The organism is Foetidibacter luteolus (assembly GCF_009650435.1).
GTDB classification, from domain to species: Bacteria; Bacteroidota; Bacteroidia; order Chitinophagales; family Chitinophagaceae; genus Foetidibacter; species Foetidibacter luteolus.
Genome location: NZ_VVIP01000067.1, coordinates 19,931 through 37,725 on the forward strand (window position 1 = coordinate 19,931; position 17,795 = coordinate 37,725).

Annotated in this window: 9 protein-coding genes; 3 read left to right on the forward strand and 6 right to left on the reverse strand. The window is 44.1% G+C overall.

What is annotated here, in order from left to right; genetic code table 11:
* Window positions 1-195 precede the first annotated feature (195 nt).
* The 3 genes from F0364_RS22080 to F0364_RS22090 all read left to right on the forward strand — a co-directional run bounded on the left by F0364_RS22080 (window position 196) and on the right by F0364_RS22090 (window position 7,639).
* Complete coding sequence (locus F0364_RS22080; RefSeq protein ID WP_153799994.1) at window positions 196-2,679, forward strand: tetratricopeptide repeat-containing sensor histidine kinase; 2,484 nt, start codon at window positions 196-198, stop codon at window positions 2,677-2,679.
* A 33-nt stretch (window positions 2,680-2,712) separates the two neighbouring features.
* The gene (locus tag F0364_RS22085) at window positions 2,713-4,086 is read left to right on the forward strand and encodes a sigma-54-dependent transcriptional regulator (protein WP_153799995.1); all 1,374 of its coding nucleotides are present in this window, start codon (window positions 2,713-2,715) and stop codon (window positions 4,084-4,086) included.
* Between the two features lie 400 nt (window positions 4,087-4,486).
* Window positions 4,487-7,639: a sigma 54-interacting transcriptional regulator gene (locus F0364_RS22090; RefSeq protein ID WP_153799996.1), complete on the forward strand. Its 3,153-nt coding sequence runs from the start codon at window positions 4,487-4,489 to the stop codon at window positions 7,637-7,639.
* Here F0364_RS22090 and F0364_RS22095 read toward each other — a convergent pair.
* The 6 genes from F0364_RS22095 to rpsO form a co-directional block, all read right to left on the reverse strand.
* Entirely contained in the window at window positions 7,628-8,482 is an 855-nt protein-coding gene (locus F0364_RS22095; RefSeq protein WP_153799997.1) for a helix-turn-helix domain-containing protein, read from the reverse strand. The genes F0364_RS22090 and F0364_RS22095 overlap by 12 nt on opposite strands.
* Before the next feature lie 1,466 nt (window positions 8,483-9,948).
* Window positions 9,949-12,852, reverse strand: a complete 2,904-nt coding sequence (locus F0364_RS22100) for an outer membrane beta-barrel family protein (RefSeq protein ID WP_153799998.1) — start codon at window positions 12,850-12,852, stop codon at window positions 9,949-9,951.
* Window positions 12,853-13,318: 466 nt separating this feature from the next.
* Window positions 13,319-13,969, reverse strand: coding sequence for a glycerol-3-phosphate 1-O-acyltransferase PlsY (gene plsY, locus F0364_RS22105; protein ID WP_153799999.1), 651 nt, complete (start codon window positions 13,967-13,969; stop codon window positions 13,319-13,321).
* An 84-nt stretch (window positions 13,970-14,053) separates the two neighbouring features.
* On the reverse strand, window positions 14,054-14,866 hold the full coding sequence (gene prmA / locus F0364_RS22110; protein ID WP_153800000.1) for a 50S ribosomal protein L11 methyltransferase: 813 nt from the start codon (window positions 14,864-14,866) through the stop codon (window positions 14,054-14,056).
* Between the two features lie 264 nt (window positions 14,867-15,130).
* Window positions 15,131-17,263, reverse strand: a complete 2,133-nt coding sequence (gene pnp, locus F0364_RS22115; RefSeq protein WP_153800001.1) for a polyribonucleotide nucleotidyltransferase — start codon at window positions 17,261-17,263, stop codon at window positions 15,131-15,133.
* A 168-nt stretch (window positions 17,264-17,431) separates the two neighbouring features.
* A complete protein-coding gene (gene rpsO, locus F0364_RS22120; protein WP_153800002.1) occupies window positions 17,432-17,704 on the reverse strand; it encodes a 30S ribosomal protein S15 in 273 nt (90 codons plus the stop codon).
* Window positions 17,705-17,795: the final 91 nt, after the last annotated feature.

A 17,795-nucleotide genomic window follows, 5' to 3' on the forward strand; every position in this document is an offset into this window, starting at 1 on the left:
CAAAACTATCAGGTGTTGCATGCAACGTCAATGTACATTTAACGGTTTGTGGTGAACAAACTAATGCTGTTTTACGATAACTGAAATAAATATGGCTGTATAAAGGCTTTTTTTGTATAAATGAAGGTTTTTCTGCCAAATTAATCCATATAATATTACAAGTTCAGAACTTTGAAGAAAGAGAAAATAACTGATATGGGATACCGCCATCTAAAGCGCTGCTTACAATTCCTACTTTCGCTGATTGCGGTTTTTGCCTTAACCTTTCCACCTTGTTTTAGCCAGCATATTGACGGAGAAACTATCCAGGAACTGGATCAAAAGCTGATGACCTGTAAAACAGACCGGCAACGCCTGCCCCTGTGGCTTGATCTTGGCAAGCGGTACCTGCTGAAAATAGGAACGGTTCCCTCTGATATTGACAGCGCCAAATATTTTTCAATCTGCTCGAAAAGTGTTGCGCTACGGCTGGGTGAAGATTCGCTGGCAAGCGAATCAGACATACTGCTCTTAAAAACTTACCTGGAGATAAATGACCAAAAATCTGCCGCGGCATTGCTGCACCGCCCGGCAAAATCTGTTACAGATATCCGTGCATTATTATTGACAGGCGAAAATTATATGTACCGGCACGGCGTTGGAAAAACGGATTATGACAGTACGAACCAGATGTTTGAAGAAGCACTTCTGTGTAGCCGTAAACTGAAATTGGTGCGCTGGGAAGCCGAAGCGTTGCGTTTTCAGGCGAAGTATTTCTTTGAACTAAGAGACCTGGCAAAAGGGAGGAGGCTATTTGAACAAGCTATCCATTTGGTGAATAGCATAAAAAATAAATACCTGGAAGGAATTTTTTGGATAGATTATGGCTATAACATACCTGATAATGACAGCACATTTGATGAGAAAGCCAGACTCATTACAAAATCAATTGAATTATTTCATGCAGTTGGCATGCCGGATAAAGAAATATGGGCGGTAAGGGCACGGGCAGAAGTCTATCGCCGCCAGGGGAAGCTGGATACGGCAGCAGCAGAATTATTGCGTGCTGTCGATTTGCAGAAAAAGGCCGGTTACAGGAATTTTCATGAAAGCTATCAGCCGCTAACCGATATATATATATTCAAGGGCGATTACGACAACGCATTAACATACGCGTTGAATGCTGTGAAAAGCATGGAGCAAACAAGAGATACCACTTATGCTGCTTATGTCTATGAACGCCTCGGTGATATATATAGTGAGATTGGGGAGCCGTCGCAAAGCGTAACCTGGTATGCCCGCGCCGCAAGCGCGTTCGAACTGGCAGGGGACAGAGAACCGGTTATACGCATAAAGAGCCTGGCGGCTATACAAATGGTGATTTTGCATAAAGCCGGGCTGGCACTTGAGTTATTAACAGAAGCCAAAAAAACTTATCATCCTTTAATGCCAGTTCAAAAGGAACTGTTGGCAAGAGCGATGGGGGAATGTTATTCAGCTTTGCGACAACAGGGTAAAGCTGCAATGCATTTCAATGAAATGATGAGCGTGGAGCGCAACATACACCTTGGAAACCAGATATCCGCAGGCGCATATTATGCTTTCGGTAGTTTTAAGTTTCAGTCAGGTGCACTGAAAACAGCAGCCGCGTACCTGGATACAGCCCTCCATTTTTCGCCTGGAAGGGTGCCGTTGGCACATTTGAAAGACATGCATCTGATGCTGTTTAAAATAGATTCTCTTAACGGAGACTATGCAGCGGCCATTAAACATCTGCAGCAGTTTCAGCAAATCAAAGACAGGATATTCAACGATAAAAAAGTCAGACAATTCAACGAGCTTATGTTAAGGTACGAGGCGGAACAAAACAGGAAGGACATAGCCGACCTGAAAAATATTGCCAGCCACCAGCGGCGTGAGTTAAGGCAGGCAACGCAGATCAGGCAATTCATCCTTGTTACAAGTTGTTTGTTGTTAATATTGCTAATACTGGCTTACAGCAGGTATCGTACCAAGCAGCGGCATAACCTGGAACTGAAATGGAAGCAGGCTGAGATATCTCAAAAGAACCTGTCACTGGAAAAAATGGTAAAGGAAAAAGAGTGTCTGGTGCGGGAAGCTCACCATCGGGTAAAAAATAATTTGCAGATTATCATCAGCCTACTGGAAACACAATACGGTTATCTTGAACATGAGCATGCCATCAAGGCAATCCGTGAAAGTACAGGCAGGATGCAGGCTATATCCCTCTTACACCAGAAGTTATATCAACCGGGCACTTCAGCAAGCATTGATATGGAATTATATGTGCGTGAACTGGTAAGCTACCTGAGGGAAAGTTATGATTCAGACGCTCTTGTGCAGCCGGTTATCCAGGCACAATCTGTACGACTGGATATCAGTCAGGCAGTGGCCGTGGGCATGATCATCCACGAAGCGGTGTCCAATGCGATTAAATACGCTTTGCCAGGTAATAGTTGCTGCCGCATCAGGATCAGTATCAGTGAAGATGAAACCGGTTGGGTGCAGCTTGTTATTAAAGACAACGGTCCAGGCCTCCCAGATGGCATTCATATCGATGCATCTCCATCTCTTGGCATGCTGCTCATCAGGACATTCATTGACCAGCTGGAAGGAAAGCTTTCCATCAACAACGAAAAAGGGCTTAAATTATCAATATGGTTTCTAAAAACAGCATAAAACTTTTGGGTCATCTTCTTAAATAAAGAACCTATGAAACATCAAATACTTATTGTGGAAGACGAACTGGTGGTTGCGGGTAATTTGCGGACGATGCTTGAAAAAAATGATTACGGTGTTTGCGGTGTGGCCAGATCCGTTTTTCAGGCCGAGCAACTTATCGCCCAACAAAAGCCGGATATGGTAATGATAGATATCTATCTTAGGGGTAACCTTACAGGTATTGATCTTGCTGTTGCGCTCAATGATCTGGATATACCTTTTGTGTATATATCCGCCAATTCCAGCAGGGATATTCTGGAAGCGGCAAAAGCTACCGTACCCTACGGCTTTATTGTAAAACCATTTCGGGAAAAAGACGTCTTAATTGCACTTGATATTGCTTTTTATCGGAAGGGATTTGTAAAACAGCTGCCGAAAAAAACAGGCAGCTCGCTATTCGAAAGAAATAAAACAGGGGGTAACGTATTATTGAAAAGCCCATCAATGCTTAAAGTGATGGATCTGATAAATGCGGTTTGCGGCAGCGAAACCTCGGTATTGCTTTTAGGAGAGAGTGGAACGGGTAAAGAATTCCTGGCAGATTATATACATGCGCATTCTGCAAGGCATTCCGGGCCATTTGTTAAAGTCAACTGTGGCGCCATCCCCGCGCAACTGATAGAACAGGAGTTGTTTGGAAGCGAGAAGGGGGCATTTACAGACGCTTATGAACGCAAAACAGGAAAGTTTGAGCAGGCACAGGGTGGTACCATATTCCTCGATGAAATAGCAGAGATGCCTGTTGATGCCCAGGCCAAACTGTTAAGGGTGTTGCAGGAAAAGGAACTGTACCGGTTGGGGGGGAAAGATCCGGTACGCCTGAATATCCGTATTGTCGCGGCAACCAACCGCATACTGGAAGAGCAAATTGCAGAGGGAAGGTTCAGGCTTGACCTGTATTATCGTCTCCAGGTATTTCCGGTTACCTTACCTCCTTTGCGAGAGAGGAAAGAAGATATTCCCGCGCTTGCACAGGCCTTCACACGCCACTATGGTGATACCATTGGCAAAAAAGTGGGTTTATCTGAAAAGGCACTGCACACACTGGATGGCTACACCTGGCCCGGCAATATACGGGAACTTCAAAATATTATAGAAAGGCATGTTATACTTGCCACCGGTTCCGAAATAGATGACATTCTACTGCCCCGCACGGAATTGGAATTGCCAGAAGTTTCATCACAGCATAAGTCCTGGAAAACGTTAGAAGACGTGGAGAAGGATCACATCCTACAGGTTTTGGTCTGGTGCAATTACCGCGTTTCCGGTTCAAACGGCGCAGCCGCTATACTTGGCATTTCGCCTGCAATACTTACATCCAAACTAAAAAAAATGGGCATAGTCAGTCAACACCTGGGAAAATAGGCGAAATGTATTTTACTATTTGCAGGTTTTACTGTACGTTTCTTTTTGATACCGGCAGCATAGCCCTGTAGCGGCTTCGTTGCGTCGCAATCCATTCATCGGTTGGTATTTCATGGCATCTTTTCAGCCCCTGGTAGAATTGCGATATGTTACAAATAAGCGCAGAGTAAGGATTAAGCGGATTTTCACTGGCGTTTTGCATTTTTGCGAAAGCTTCGGACTTAAAAAAGAGATAGGTTAGCATGCATAACACTGCAAAACAGCATTAAAAAATCCTGCGTATGCGTGTCAGCTGCGTTATACTTTCCGAAAGAAGAAATATACAGCCGGTACGGCAAACTGGGATGCCCTTTAACAAAACAAGTGTCAATAAGCAGCAAAAGCGTTATATTGGAATTTTATGGCAACGGATCCTCATCTTTTAGCCATCAGGAGGATGGTAACACTGGTGAAAAGCCAGCAGGAGTTACAGCTATTGATGGAACATCATTTCTCTAAGCTGGCCCCTTTTGGCCAGATGGCTATTTATAATTATTGTCATGAAGATAAACGATTGACATTGCATGACGCATGTCCGCCAGGGATAACAACTGGCCAATCTTTGCGGGAGATTCCTCTTGTGCTTGAAGCTGTACGACAGTCCGAAACCCCGGTTTTCTTCCATATTGCGAATGTTTCTCCGGCAGAATTAAATGAGCTGTACCACCTGGCCGGGCGTCAGGCTGGCCCTCCCTCTCCCGGGTTTGTATTGTACAGGATAGAGGATTGCAATAATGTATCCGGAATTGCAGTACTGTATTTTGAAGACAGCAGGTGTTGCAATCCCGAAATGCTTAAGGTTATTGAAGAAGTGTTTTCGCTGTTGTCCATAGCCATCATAAATATCCGCACCGCTGTGCAAATGCAGGCAAGGGAAAGGGAAAAAGAAATGCTGCTCTCAATTAGCAACGAGATGGCATTGATACGTGATAAAGCAGACCTGCTGGCGCTTATTAATACCCAACTGCGCAAGCTGCTTTACTTTACCCATTCAAGTATTTCCGTAATTCATCAGGAGGATAGCACTTTTTCCGCGTTCCTGCTTGACCCTGCATCCAGGTCACGGTCACATCCTGATTACCAATCAATGATTGCGACAAGATATCCTGTAAGCGGACCGTTCAAAGAAGTGCTTGAGTCAGACGAGCCTACTGTATTTGACCTTGAAAAACTGGTGCCTGGCGGCAATATGCCGTTTTATATCACCATCCACTACCAAGCCGGCATCAGGGAACTGGCTGCTATACCGCTGCATGGTGATAATGGTATCTTTGGCGTACTAACTTTTCTGTCAGACAGGGTACGGACCTTCAATCAAAACCATCTGCAGATTATTAAGGCAGTTGCAAGCCAGGTGTCGGTTGCCATTGCCAATATTTTCTCCGGTGAGCATTTGCGCAAAAGGGAATATGAAAAAGAAACGCTGTTGGCTGTAAGTTACAGGATAGCGAAGATCAGGGACAAAAACCAGCTGCTTACTCTTATCAATTCAGAGTTAAAAAAGCTTTTCTATTTTACCCACAGCAGTATCTCCGCCATCAGTGAAGACGGGCAAAATTTCAGCGTATTTCTTACCGATCCTGCATCAAAATCCAAAGTGCACCCCGCTTACCAGGACCTGGTTACCACTGTTTACGCGGTAAATGATGGCATATTCAACCGTTTTATCGAACAGGAAGAACCTACGGTATCTGATTACGAAGAAGTTGTTAGCAGGGCGCATGTTCCCAAATACGCCCGCATTCATTATGAAGCCGGGTTAAAGGAAGCTGTCTCCACACCCCTGTTGAACGAAAAAGGTGTATGGGGGGTGCTGCATTTTTATTCAGACAGAAAGCACACATTTACTCCTGAGGATATCTCCATCATTAAAGGCATCGCCTATCAGGTATCTATTGCGGTATCCAATATTCTTGCAACGGAAGAACTACAACGCCGTGAAAAGGAGAAGTCCCTGCTTTTATCCTTTAGTTATGATATAGCTGCCGTAAAAGACAAAGAAGGCTTGGCTTCTACCATCAATAGGTACCTTAAAGATTTATTTTTTATAAAGGAATATATCCTGTCGGTAATAAATGACGATAGGCTTACACATAGCTATTTTTTATACGACTTGGCATCCGGCTATGCTGCCCAACCTGGCTTTGAACAAATTAAGAACAATCGGTTTCCTATTAAAGGAGGACTTGCGGAGGCTGTTCTGAAAGCGGCAACACCAGTTGTTTTCAATATTGATGAATTATTGAGTGAAGCGCGTATCTCGTTTCCTGGCGCAGATTTATGGAAATCCATTGGTGTAGACAAGATATTAGGTGTGCCTTTGAAAGTTGGTGCAAATGAAATAGGCATTTTATTGACACCCCCTGACCAGGTAAATGATGAATTGATACTGGGAATTTCTTCTCAGATCGCCATTGCCATAGCAAATATCATCAGCAACGAAAAAATCGCAGCACAGTTTAATGAAATCAATCGTTATAAACAGCAACTGGAACAGGAAAACCGTTACCTGCAGGAAGAAATCGGTACGGCTTATAATTATTCTGAACTGGTAGGGCAGGCAACAGGTATGCAACATGTTTACCAGTTAATTTCGCAGGTTGCGGCTACTGGCGCCAGTGTTCTGATATTGGGTGAAACCGGCACCGGCAAAGAACTGGTAGCGCGCGCAATACACAACCACTCTCAGCAAAAAGAAAAGCTGATGGTGAAATTAAATTGCGCCGCTTTGCCATCCAACTTGGTGGAAAGCGAATTGTTTGGACATGAGCGCGGAAGCTTTACAGGTGCATTTGAAAGGCGTATCGGAAAATTTGAGCTGGCCAATAACAGTACCCTTTTCCTGGACGAAATCGGTGAACTTTCTTTGGAGTTGCAGGCAAAACTACTGCGTGCCATACAGGAAAAAGAAATTGAGCGACTGGGTGGGCGCTCTGTGATCAAGGTGAATGTCCGTATCATTTCCGCCACCAACAGAAACTTGGAAAATGAAGTGAGGCAGGGGCGTTTCAGAAGTGATCTTTATTACAGATTAAATGTTTTCCCGATAGAAATGCCCCCGTTGAGAGATCGGACGGAAGACATTCCTGCGCTGGTTGAACACTTTATTAGCCGATATTCAAAAATAACCGGCAGGAATGTGACCGGTGTTTCCGCGGCTGTGCTCAAGCAAATGACCAATTATGACTGGCCCGGAAATGTAAGGGAGCTAGAGCACTTGCTGGAAAGGACTATCCTGTTAAGCAAAGAATCACTTATCCGGCATATCGATCTGCCCTCACGGGATCGAAGAGCAAGTGAAAGGGCAGATGAAATTAAGCCTATGGTGCAGATGGAAAAAGATATTATTCTCCGTGCACTGCAACAATGCAAAGGTAAAGTTCAGGGCCCTGGCAGTGCTGCAGAATTGCTTAGCCTCCCCCCAACAACACTTCATTCCAAAATGAAAAAGTTTGGCATCAAAAGAAGGTTATTGGCTTCGAACGACAGCGGGAAAGACAGGCTAATTCAATAACGACATGGATGATTTTTTAAAATGTGTAAAGTTCATTCCTGTGATATTTTTAAAGAACTTGCTAAAATGGGACAGGTCATCAAAACCTAACATATAGGCAACTTCCTTCAATGTGCGGCTGCCATTTCCTACATGGTGTTTAGCTTCCTGCACAATCCGCTGCTGAATGTGGTATCTTGCTGAATAACCTGTAACAATACGGATTTTTGCGCTGAGGTAGTTGGGCGTAATGCACAGCCTGTCTGCATACTCACTTACTTTTTTCATTGTAAGAAAATTTGCGTGTACCATTTCCAAAAACCGGGCGGCAAGATCTGCGTCAGTCGCCGTAACCGACATATCTGCGTTTACAAGTGGGATTTTTTTCAGCAAATCTGCAAGAAATATCCTCAGTAATGCATGCAAGACTTCCTGCTTTAAACTTGAAATGCCTGAATACTCTGCATGCATGAGCATAAGCAAGCGTTCTACTTCCTGGTGTTTCTGCTCTGGAATTTTCACCAGGTTTATATATGAAGTGCTGAACAGCCCACGTGTCATCAATGCTGTCAATGCTAAGTCCTGACTGCTTAAAAATGTGGAAGAAAATGCTAGTGCTGTTCCTTCGGAAATCAGGTGTCGCAAAAAATTTATTTGCCCTGGGGAGAAAAAATAAACAGATCCGGGATAAAGGTGTACTTGTTGGTCAAAATATTTAAATGCCCCCACACCGTTGGCTACATACACAATAAAAAAATAGTCGGATAAATAATCCGGAAATGTCTCTTTTGAACATCCTGTAATCATTGATAGGTCATGAACTTCCAGGTTTAAGTTGCATTTTGCCTCTTTAACGGTTAGCATAATTAGCTTTTTTGTAGTATAGATATTTGCAACATGCCTGCCATCTGTAAGTAACTAACAATTAATTAGTTACAAAAAATAATCTTTTCAATAACCACTGTATATCGTTGTTTTTATTTTCTTCAGCGATATATAGTGGTTATAAAGGCTGCATTCATAATAAGATTGAGCAAGGGTATTGCGCAATATAAATCCATAAGATCATCTCTACATGTCCTCTTCTATACCGTGCTATACAAATTGGATTCGACATAAATAAATAATAACCCGATAGTTTGGTGCTTGATCGGACATAGCAATTCACCTATCGTTGTAACCCCGTGCTTAAGTGATTATTAAGAATATTGTGGCAAGATTGATTTATAAAGTTTAGCAAGGCAGGATCCACATAAAGTATGTTACCCACACAGGGCTAATCTTATGTAAAGTTGTAATTAAATTAAACTATTAAAACTGAACGATGAAGTGATAGCGATTTAATTGGTCGCCATGAAAACCATATGCTCCATACCGCACCTCAAAGTAATTCCTCGCTCGTTATCCCTGGATTTAAATAGCTGTATGGTTGCAGCAGCTTTTGGCAGACATAACTTACCAAAATTTTTTATGATTAATCCCTTAACAACACAGTCGAGAATGAGCTAACACGAACAATTCGCATGAAAGTGGATGTTAACCAGCAAGCCAATGGCAAGCGTTTTAAGAAACATAAAAATGGTCATGAGATGATGAGCGGCAAGTTGAACACAGTAGGCAGTAGGAAAGCAACCGGGATGGGATTTCATTAAGAGAATTAATAAGTATAACTTTTTTGAATGCTGTTGCCTGCTTTATTCCTATTCTACAATCAAGCGAGGATAATTTTCACATTAGGATCCACAAACTCCAGTTATTAAAATTGCAAATACCTTCATTATATTTTAGATGTCGTCTGAGTATGAATAAGTAAGGTAAAGGTAGAATAAGCGTACCTTTATATTGATATGCTATTCTTTGGAAAGTTCTATAAGGGAGAGATGAGAAATTCGTTTGGGTTCGACTGAAAGTTCGACCCTGATATGTTAGTAATTGATTTGCAACACTTTAGATTTTTCTAAGTAATCCCTCCGGGACATGCTCATCATTCACGAAAAGAATAACGAACAAGGAACAAGGAATGCTGACAATGACGAAGCGGAATACCCCCACTCACCATTCACGAAATCCCCCACTCACCACTCTCCGTCTTCCGGGTGAGGGATTGAAGCGGTTACCCCGGTGAGGCCATCGCAGCAGGGCTTTTGTGCCGGAGTAATAGCGGAAAGCCCGGCCCGAGGTACGAGGGACACCCCCAAAAGAAATGAAATGCGAACGCAGTTCTGCCGGGCGCTTGCAATAGCTTATGGCATGCCGGAAAGTGGGCGAAACAGTGCAACCGTTAAGGGTAAAACCAGGACTTTTGGGGTGGGTGCATACTGCATTTTACATTATATGCCCGGCCCGCCCGGAGGTGGAAAACCACCACCCGGGGGCATACCTATTGGCCCATCGCCGCGGAAACGCATGCCCGGCGGCATATCGCTGCGCTGGCGCTGCTGTTGTTTAGCGCCGAAGTTGCGCAGGTTATACGTAAACGTGAGCAACACATAACGGGTAAGCACTTTTGTTTGTGTTTGCTGTATATAGTTATCCGTAACTGTTCTGTTAAGGCTTACATTCTGGTTAAGCAGGTCAAAAACGGACAGTTTTATTTCACCCTGTTTATTCTTAAATAACTGCTTGCCTATACTGGCATTCCACAAGGGTATGCTGGTGGCGCTGTAAGCAGAAGAGCCACTGCCGTAATAGGTATAGGTAAAGTCTGACGAAAGTATCCAGCCGTTTTTGGTGTAATAGGTAGGTTCGGCGGAAAGGCCCAGCGTAAAGTAATTGGCATTCTGGCCAGGCTGTACAGAATAGCGGGAAATATTATAAGTGGGCGAAGCGGAAAAATTCATGTCGAAGTTTTCTTTCAGGTTGGTTGTCCAGCGTATGGTTTCGCCAATGGAATAATTGGTGGTTACATTATTTTGAGTTTTTATTTGTTGGGCATTGGCGCTGTCTAAAGTGCTAACAAGTGCCACACCGCGGCTATGCGAAAAATTGGTGCCGAAGTTAAGGTTGGACTTAGGGTTCTTTAGCTGAAAACCATAGTTGAAATAGCCTGATATATTGTAATTACCATTAAGGTTTACCGGCTTTATGGTATCTACACCAGTAGAAAGGATGGTAGTGGTGGAATTAACGATATTGTTATTGATGAAGCTGGCATTAATAGAAGCGAATATGTTGCGAAACTTAACATTGTCAAACGAGGTGTACAGCAACCTGAACGAGTTGGTGAACGATTGCTTAAGGTTAGGGTTACCCACGCTTATGTTAAGCGGGTCGCTGTTGTCAATAACCGGTTGCAATTGCTGTACATTGGGTTGGGCCGTTCTGCCGGAATAGTTAAAGCGCAGGTTGGTAGTGCGGTTAAACCGGTATGTAAGGTTGGCCGTAGGATACAGGTTGGTGAATTTTTGTGTGAGAAATATTTCCTTCGAACGGTTTTCGCTGGTAAGGTTGCCAAACTGCACGCCGGAGCCTATGCTGAAGTTGAGCTTTTCTGCCTGTAGGCGATAGTTAAGCGTAACCCTGTTAGATGTATAAGTGTTATCGAACGAATTGGTAAGCAGAGTATCAATAATGCTGAACTTATCATCCAGCGGGTTATAGCTATACGTGGTTTTGGCAGATGTGTTTTTGTTCCGGGAGTAATTGTAATTCAACTCCAGCATTGAGTTTTTGCTGATGGGCTCTGTATAAGAAAACGTAGAGCCAAAACTCTTGCTGTTGGATTGGGAAAGGTATTGCTGGTTGATAATGCTGGTAGAATCGCCCAGCGGGTTAAAATATTGATTGGTGGAATAATTGGTGCCGTTACCGTCTTTATCGCTGCCCGCAAAATTCAACTCCAGCGAAACTGTTCTTCCTTTTTTTTGTGCAAACCTGTGGCGGAAAAGTATATCGGCACTGCCATTGTAGCCACTGTTATGAGAGCTGGTGCGGGCATCTGAATTACTTACCGGCACGCTTTTGCCCCTTGTGGCAGACGTAACAGAAGCTGAGTTATTGTCTGACTGCTGCCAGCTAATATTCGGTCGGATAATCATGGAATTCAGTGTATCGAACTTGGTTTCTATGTTCAGGTTAAGCCGGTGGTTAATATTGCGGTTTTCGCCTTTTTGTGTACGGTCATTAAAAAGTGATGAATCTCCGGGGTACAGGTTTTCTATTGTGCTAACCTGTTCTGTATTCAGTTTTACATTGTTGTAAAAGTAGCTGCCGTAAGCGTCTGTATTTTTCCCCCACACGTCCCGGTAGTTAATGCCGCCGGCCAGGGTATTGGTAATACCGTTGCTGCTGTTATTCTGCAGCAAAGCCCCGGCGCCGCTGCCACGCATGCCACCGCCGCCCCGGTTACCGCCACCGCCGGAGCCGAAAATATCCTGCCGGGTAAAGTTTTGTTTGTTGGTGTTATTGGCCTGGCCAATAATAGTAATCTGTTGGTCTCCGTTAAACCGGCTAAGGTTAACAGCTTCATCGTACAAGCCTTTGTCGCCTGCCCCCGCAACAACACGGCCAAAATATCCCTTGCGCATGTTTTTCTTGGTAGTAATATTGATGGTTTTTACCCTGTTGCCATCATCAAAACCGGTGAATTTGCTTTGGTCGCTCAGGTCGTCAAAAACCTGTATTTTATCAATCACATCCGGGGGCAGGTTTTTGGTGGCCATCTTGGGGTCATCTCCAAAAAAGCGTTTACCATCCACCAGTATGCGGCTTACCTGTTCGCCCTGCGCTTTTACATTCCCGTCTTTATCCACTTCCACACCCGGCAGCTTTTTCAAAAGGTCTTCAGCAACGGCATTGGGTTTGGTTTTAAACATACCGGCGTTAAACTCAACAGTGTCTTTCTTAATAATAATAGGTGGCGCCTGTACCGTTACATTGCCCAGATCGTTAGCGGTAGTATGCATGTAAACATTGCCGGCATCAAAAACATTTTTTTCAGCAGAAAGTGCAAAGGGCCGGTAAAAATTATCGTATCCCTGAAAGCTTACCATTAGCAGGTAATTGCCCAACGGCACATTGTCAATAGAAAAATTTCCGTCAGGGCCGGCTAACCGGTAAAGCACTACAGATGAGTCCGTCTGGTTCAGGATGGTGATGGTAGCTTCTTTTAATAGCTGGCCGGAAGCAGTGTCTTTCAAAGCGCCTTTAACAGTACCGGTGGTATTACTCTGCGCAAAGCCCGTATTGGCACAAAGGGAAAAAATAAACAGCAAGAGTGTAGAGCTTCTCATCATAAGGAGCGATTGAATAAATAATGCCCGTTTGGATGTTGAAGCTATTTTTTAGTTTAAAGCAGGTAGTGGCCAAATCGGCATAATGACGAAGGATGTAGGCAAAAGACGAAAATTCGGCGTAGCAGGTACAACGGAATCTGATTAAAAAGAAAGTCTTGGTACCCGGCAGCAGGAACTACTGTTGGGCGTCCCTTGCGTCGCACTCTTGTACTGCACCGCTTTATTCGGCAGCCCACATTATTAAATTTAGGCTGTAATGCCGGGTTGAGCATTGTCATGCTGAGTTTATCGCAGCATTGTCGAAACCGGTTGTACAAGTCACTTTACCCGTTTATTGCGGGCTCAGGCTGGCAGCTTAACTTAATGATATTATACTTCAGCTTAGGAAGCTACATTAAGCATAATACAACCTAAAACTGAGTACTGAAAGAGGGGAGGAATTTTTCTGTGTTAATGGCTGTGTGTATTAACCACGTCTTTTTTGCCTTCGGCGGTCGCGGTATTTAAGAATGGGCACTTTGCTTTCCGTGCCATTCAGCAACCTGTTGATGTTTTTCTGGTGGGTGAGTATAACCATTAACGCTACCAGTATGGAGAATATGCGGTAGAGCGTTACATCATCATTAAATATGAAAAGGATAAATACGGCAAAAGCTATACCCGATAAGATGGAACTTAAGGAAACAAACCGGGTAAGGTAAAGTACCAGCAAAAAAACCCCTACACAGCAAACAGCTACCAGGGGTTGAATCGCAACGATCATTCCAAACAGTGTAGCCACACCTTTACCGCCTTTAAAATTGGCCCATAAAGGAAATATATGGCCAAGTACAGCCGCTAAGCCCAGCCCTATCATCAGGTTGGTGCGGTGCAACTCGCTGGTTAAGTAAAAGGGGATAAAAATGTATAGTGAAGTAGCTATAACGCCCTTCAGCATATCCATAATCATTACAAATGTGCCCCATTTAGAGCCGAGCACACGGTAAGTGTTGGTGGCGCCGGCATTGCCGCTGCCATAATCCCTGATGTCAATTCCAAAAAATCTTTTACTTACCCATACAGAGGTGGGAACTGACCCAATAAGATAAGCTAATACGATAAGTAGGAGTTCTTTCAATGGTGATTGGTTAAAGCTGGATAACAAATATAAGGTTCCGGGTTTGCAAATCCAGCTTTTTGTGTGAATATTTTCTGGAAAAAATTAGCCATTAAACAGCATACAAATCCATTTATCACGGGAAAAACAGCCTTTATACAACACATTAAATTTTTCTATTGCATATAAGATGTCTGCTTCGTCTTCGGCCAACAGCCCGCTAAGTAACAGAAAACCTTTGGATTGCAGGTTTCCACAAAGGGCGTTTAGGTTATCCAGTATTACATTTTTGTTGATATTTGCCAGTATAACATCGAATTTTTCACCTGTTGCAACGTTACCTGCAAGCTCCACCCGGATATTTTCACATTGATTGCTATGGACATTTTCCCGTGAATTATTGATGCACCATTCATCGTTATCAATTGCCAATACTGAAGATGCACCCAGTTTTTCAGCGAGAATGGCCAATATGCCGGTACCGGTGCCAAAATCAAAGACCTTCTTTCCTGAAAAATCAATGTGGCGCATTTGATCCATCATCATGTAGGTAGTGGCATGATGCCCGGTACCGAAACTCATTTTAGGGGTAATTACTATTTCATGCTGCACATTGCTTACAGGGGCATGAAAATCTGCACGTACGGCTACAAAGTCATCCACACATACCGGTTCAAAAGAAGATTCCCACACGGCATTCCAGTTCTGCATGGGCACAATTGATTTTTGATAGGAAACACCCTGCCGCCCTGTAATGGAAGAAAGGGTTTCCTCATCAAAATTATCCGCGGGTATAAACGCTTTTACCAGGTTGTCCTGTTCTTCAAAACCTTCAAAACCGGCATGGCTTAATAAGGCTACCAGTATTTCTTTTTGCTCTTCAGTAACGGGTGTTATGGTAATTTGAACGTGGCTCATAAAGAGAATATATGACTATGATAAACTGGCGAATTTACAGGCTGGCGCTGTGCCGAGTAGCTGACAAAGCCCTTCGCTTTGCCCCGGGGCAGTCTATTGCATTAATTGCCCAGTAGAATTGTTGCCGTACAAGGGAGTGACACAACGGACGCCTCATAGTAGCAATAAAGCCCGGTAAATAAAAAACTTCCTGTTTTTTGCAAAGCAAAAAATAAAGCGGCCTCAACCCGGGTTGAGGCCGCTTATTTATATTTTCAAAATTGCTTATTGTGCAGGTTTGCCTTCGGGTTTAGGCAGCAATACTTTTCTGCTCAGCTTAAACTTACCGGTTTTCTGGTCAAGGCCAATCAGTTTAACCTTAACAATATCGCCTTCGTTTAAAACGCCCTCTACTGTTTCGAGGCGTTTCCAGCTTATTTCGCTAATGTGCAGCAGGCCTTCTTTTTTAGGCAGAAACTCCACAAAAGCACCATAAGGCTGGATGCTTTTTACCTTGGCTTCGTACACTTCGCCAACCTGCGGTACAGCTACTATGCCCTTAACCCAGTTAAGCGCTTTAACCACACCTTCTTTGTTGGAAGAGAAGATGCTAACCTCGCCAAAGTTGCCCACTTCTTCAATATTGATGGTAGTGCCGGTTTCTTTCTGTATTTCCTGTATAATCTTTCCGCCGGGGCCTATTACCGCACCAATAAATTCTTTGTCAATAATCAGTTTTTCCATTCTTGGCGCATGCGGCTTAACGTCATCGCGGTGTGCAGGCAGGCACTCGTACATGGCATCAAGAATATGCAGGCGGCCTTTGCGTGCCTGTTCCAACGCTTCACGCATTACTTCCATGCTAAGGCCATCTACCTTAATATCCATCTGTACGCCGCAGATGCCCTGGCGGGTACCGGTAACTTTAAAATCCATATCGCCCAGGTGGTCTTCATCGCCCAATATATCGGTAAGGATGGCATACTTGCCATCGCCACGGGTGATAAGGCCCATAGCCACACCACTTACGTGTTTGGGAAAAGGCACACCGGCATCCATCAGCGCCAGCGAACCGGCACAAACGGTAGCCATTGACGAAGAACCGTTAGATTCAAGGATGTCGCTAACTATACGCACGGTGTAGGCATAATCGCTGCCCGGCATCATTTGCTTAAGGCTGCGCATGGCCAGGTTGCCATGGCCAACCTCGCGGCGGCCCGGGCCACGCATCATTTTAACCTCTCCGGTTGAAAATGGCGGGAAGTTATAATGCAGTATAAATTTGGAATAATCAGATTTAGCAGCGCTTTCAACCAACAGCTCATCCAGCGGGGTGCCAAGGGTAACTGTGGTGAGGGATTGGGTTTCGCCCCTTGTAAATAAGGCAGAACCGTGCGGCGTGGGCAGCGGGTCAACTTCCATTGCCAGTGTGCGAACCTGGTCAAGCTGGCGGCCATCCAGGCGGATGCGGTCGTCCAGTATCATGTTGCGCACTATTTCCCACTGTAAATCTTCGTAATATTTTTTAGCCAGTTTTTTTGTGCTGTCTTCAACGTCTTCTCCCAGGCTTTCCACCAATGCATCTTTAAGCGCTTTAAAAGCATCGCTTCTGCTATGCTTATCAGTGCCTGCTTTGGCTATTTCATATATTTTTTCTTTGGTAAAAGCAGTTACTTTTTCTTTAAGGGCTTCATCCTGGGCAGGTTTAGCGTAGTCGCGTTTACCTGTAACACCTTTTTTGTCACGCAGTTCTGCCTGCGCTTTAATTTGCACCCTGATGGCTTCATGGGCAATCTCAAGCGCTTTTACCAGGTCTTCCTCGCTGCATTCTTTGGCTTCACCTTCCACCATCATCAGGTTTTTCTCTGTAGCTGCAATAATGAACTCCAGGTCGGCCTTGGCCAGTTCAGACCGCTTAGGGTTTACAATAAAGTTGCCGTCTACCCTGGCAATACGTACTTCAGAGATGATTTCTTTAATGGGAATGTCGCTTACCGCCAATGCTGCCGAAGCGGCCAGGCAAGCCAGCGCATCCGGAAGTATTTCTTCTTCACTGGATACAAGGGATATCAGCACCTGCACATCGCACAGGTAATCTTCAGGGAACAATGGGCGCAATGCACGGTCAATAAGGCGGCTGGTTAATACTTCGTAATCGTTAAGCCTTGCTTCACGTTTAAAGAATGAGCCGGGGATACGGCCAGCCGAAGCGAATTTTTCCTGGTAATCAACAGATAGCGGGAAAAAGTCCTGGCCTTCTTTAGGCTCTTTGTTGGCTACTACGGTAGCAAGAATAATACAGTTACCCTGGCGTACGGTAACAGCACCGTCTGCCTGGCGGGCCAGTTTGCCGGTTTCTATAACAACTTCCGCTCCGTTAGGTAAGGTAAATGCGGATTGAATTGGTTGAGTTAACATAATAAAATATTGAAAATAGAAGCACGAAGTACGAAAAGCGGGGAAATATGGCGTACACAGGTGCCGCTGGTGAACAGATAAGGAATCTATTTGCAGGCGTATGCAAAAAAAACTATTCCCAACCGTTTCAAAACGCAGTTGGGAATAGTTTCAGCATAATTGAACAATTTATTTTCTTAAACCCAGTTTTTCAATCAATGCGCGGTAACCGGTAAGGTCGTGCTTTTGCAGGTAGCTCAACAAACGTTTACGTTTGCCTACCATCTGCATTAAGCCGCGGTGGGTAGAATAATCTTTTTTATTTGCCTGCAGGTGGCTGGATATGCTGCTGATACGCTCTGTTAACAGGGCTACCTGGCCTTCTATAGAACCTGTGTTCTCAGCTTTGCCGCCGTGGGTTGCAAAAATTGTGGCTTTTTTTTCTTTTGTTAAGTAAGACATCTCAATTTCTTTTTAAAAACATCCAGAATTTTTCTTCTTCTTTATTTGGACGGCAAAAGTAGGGTAAAATTTGTGGAAAAACGCAATTTTG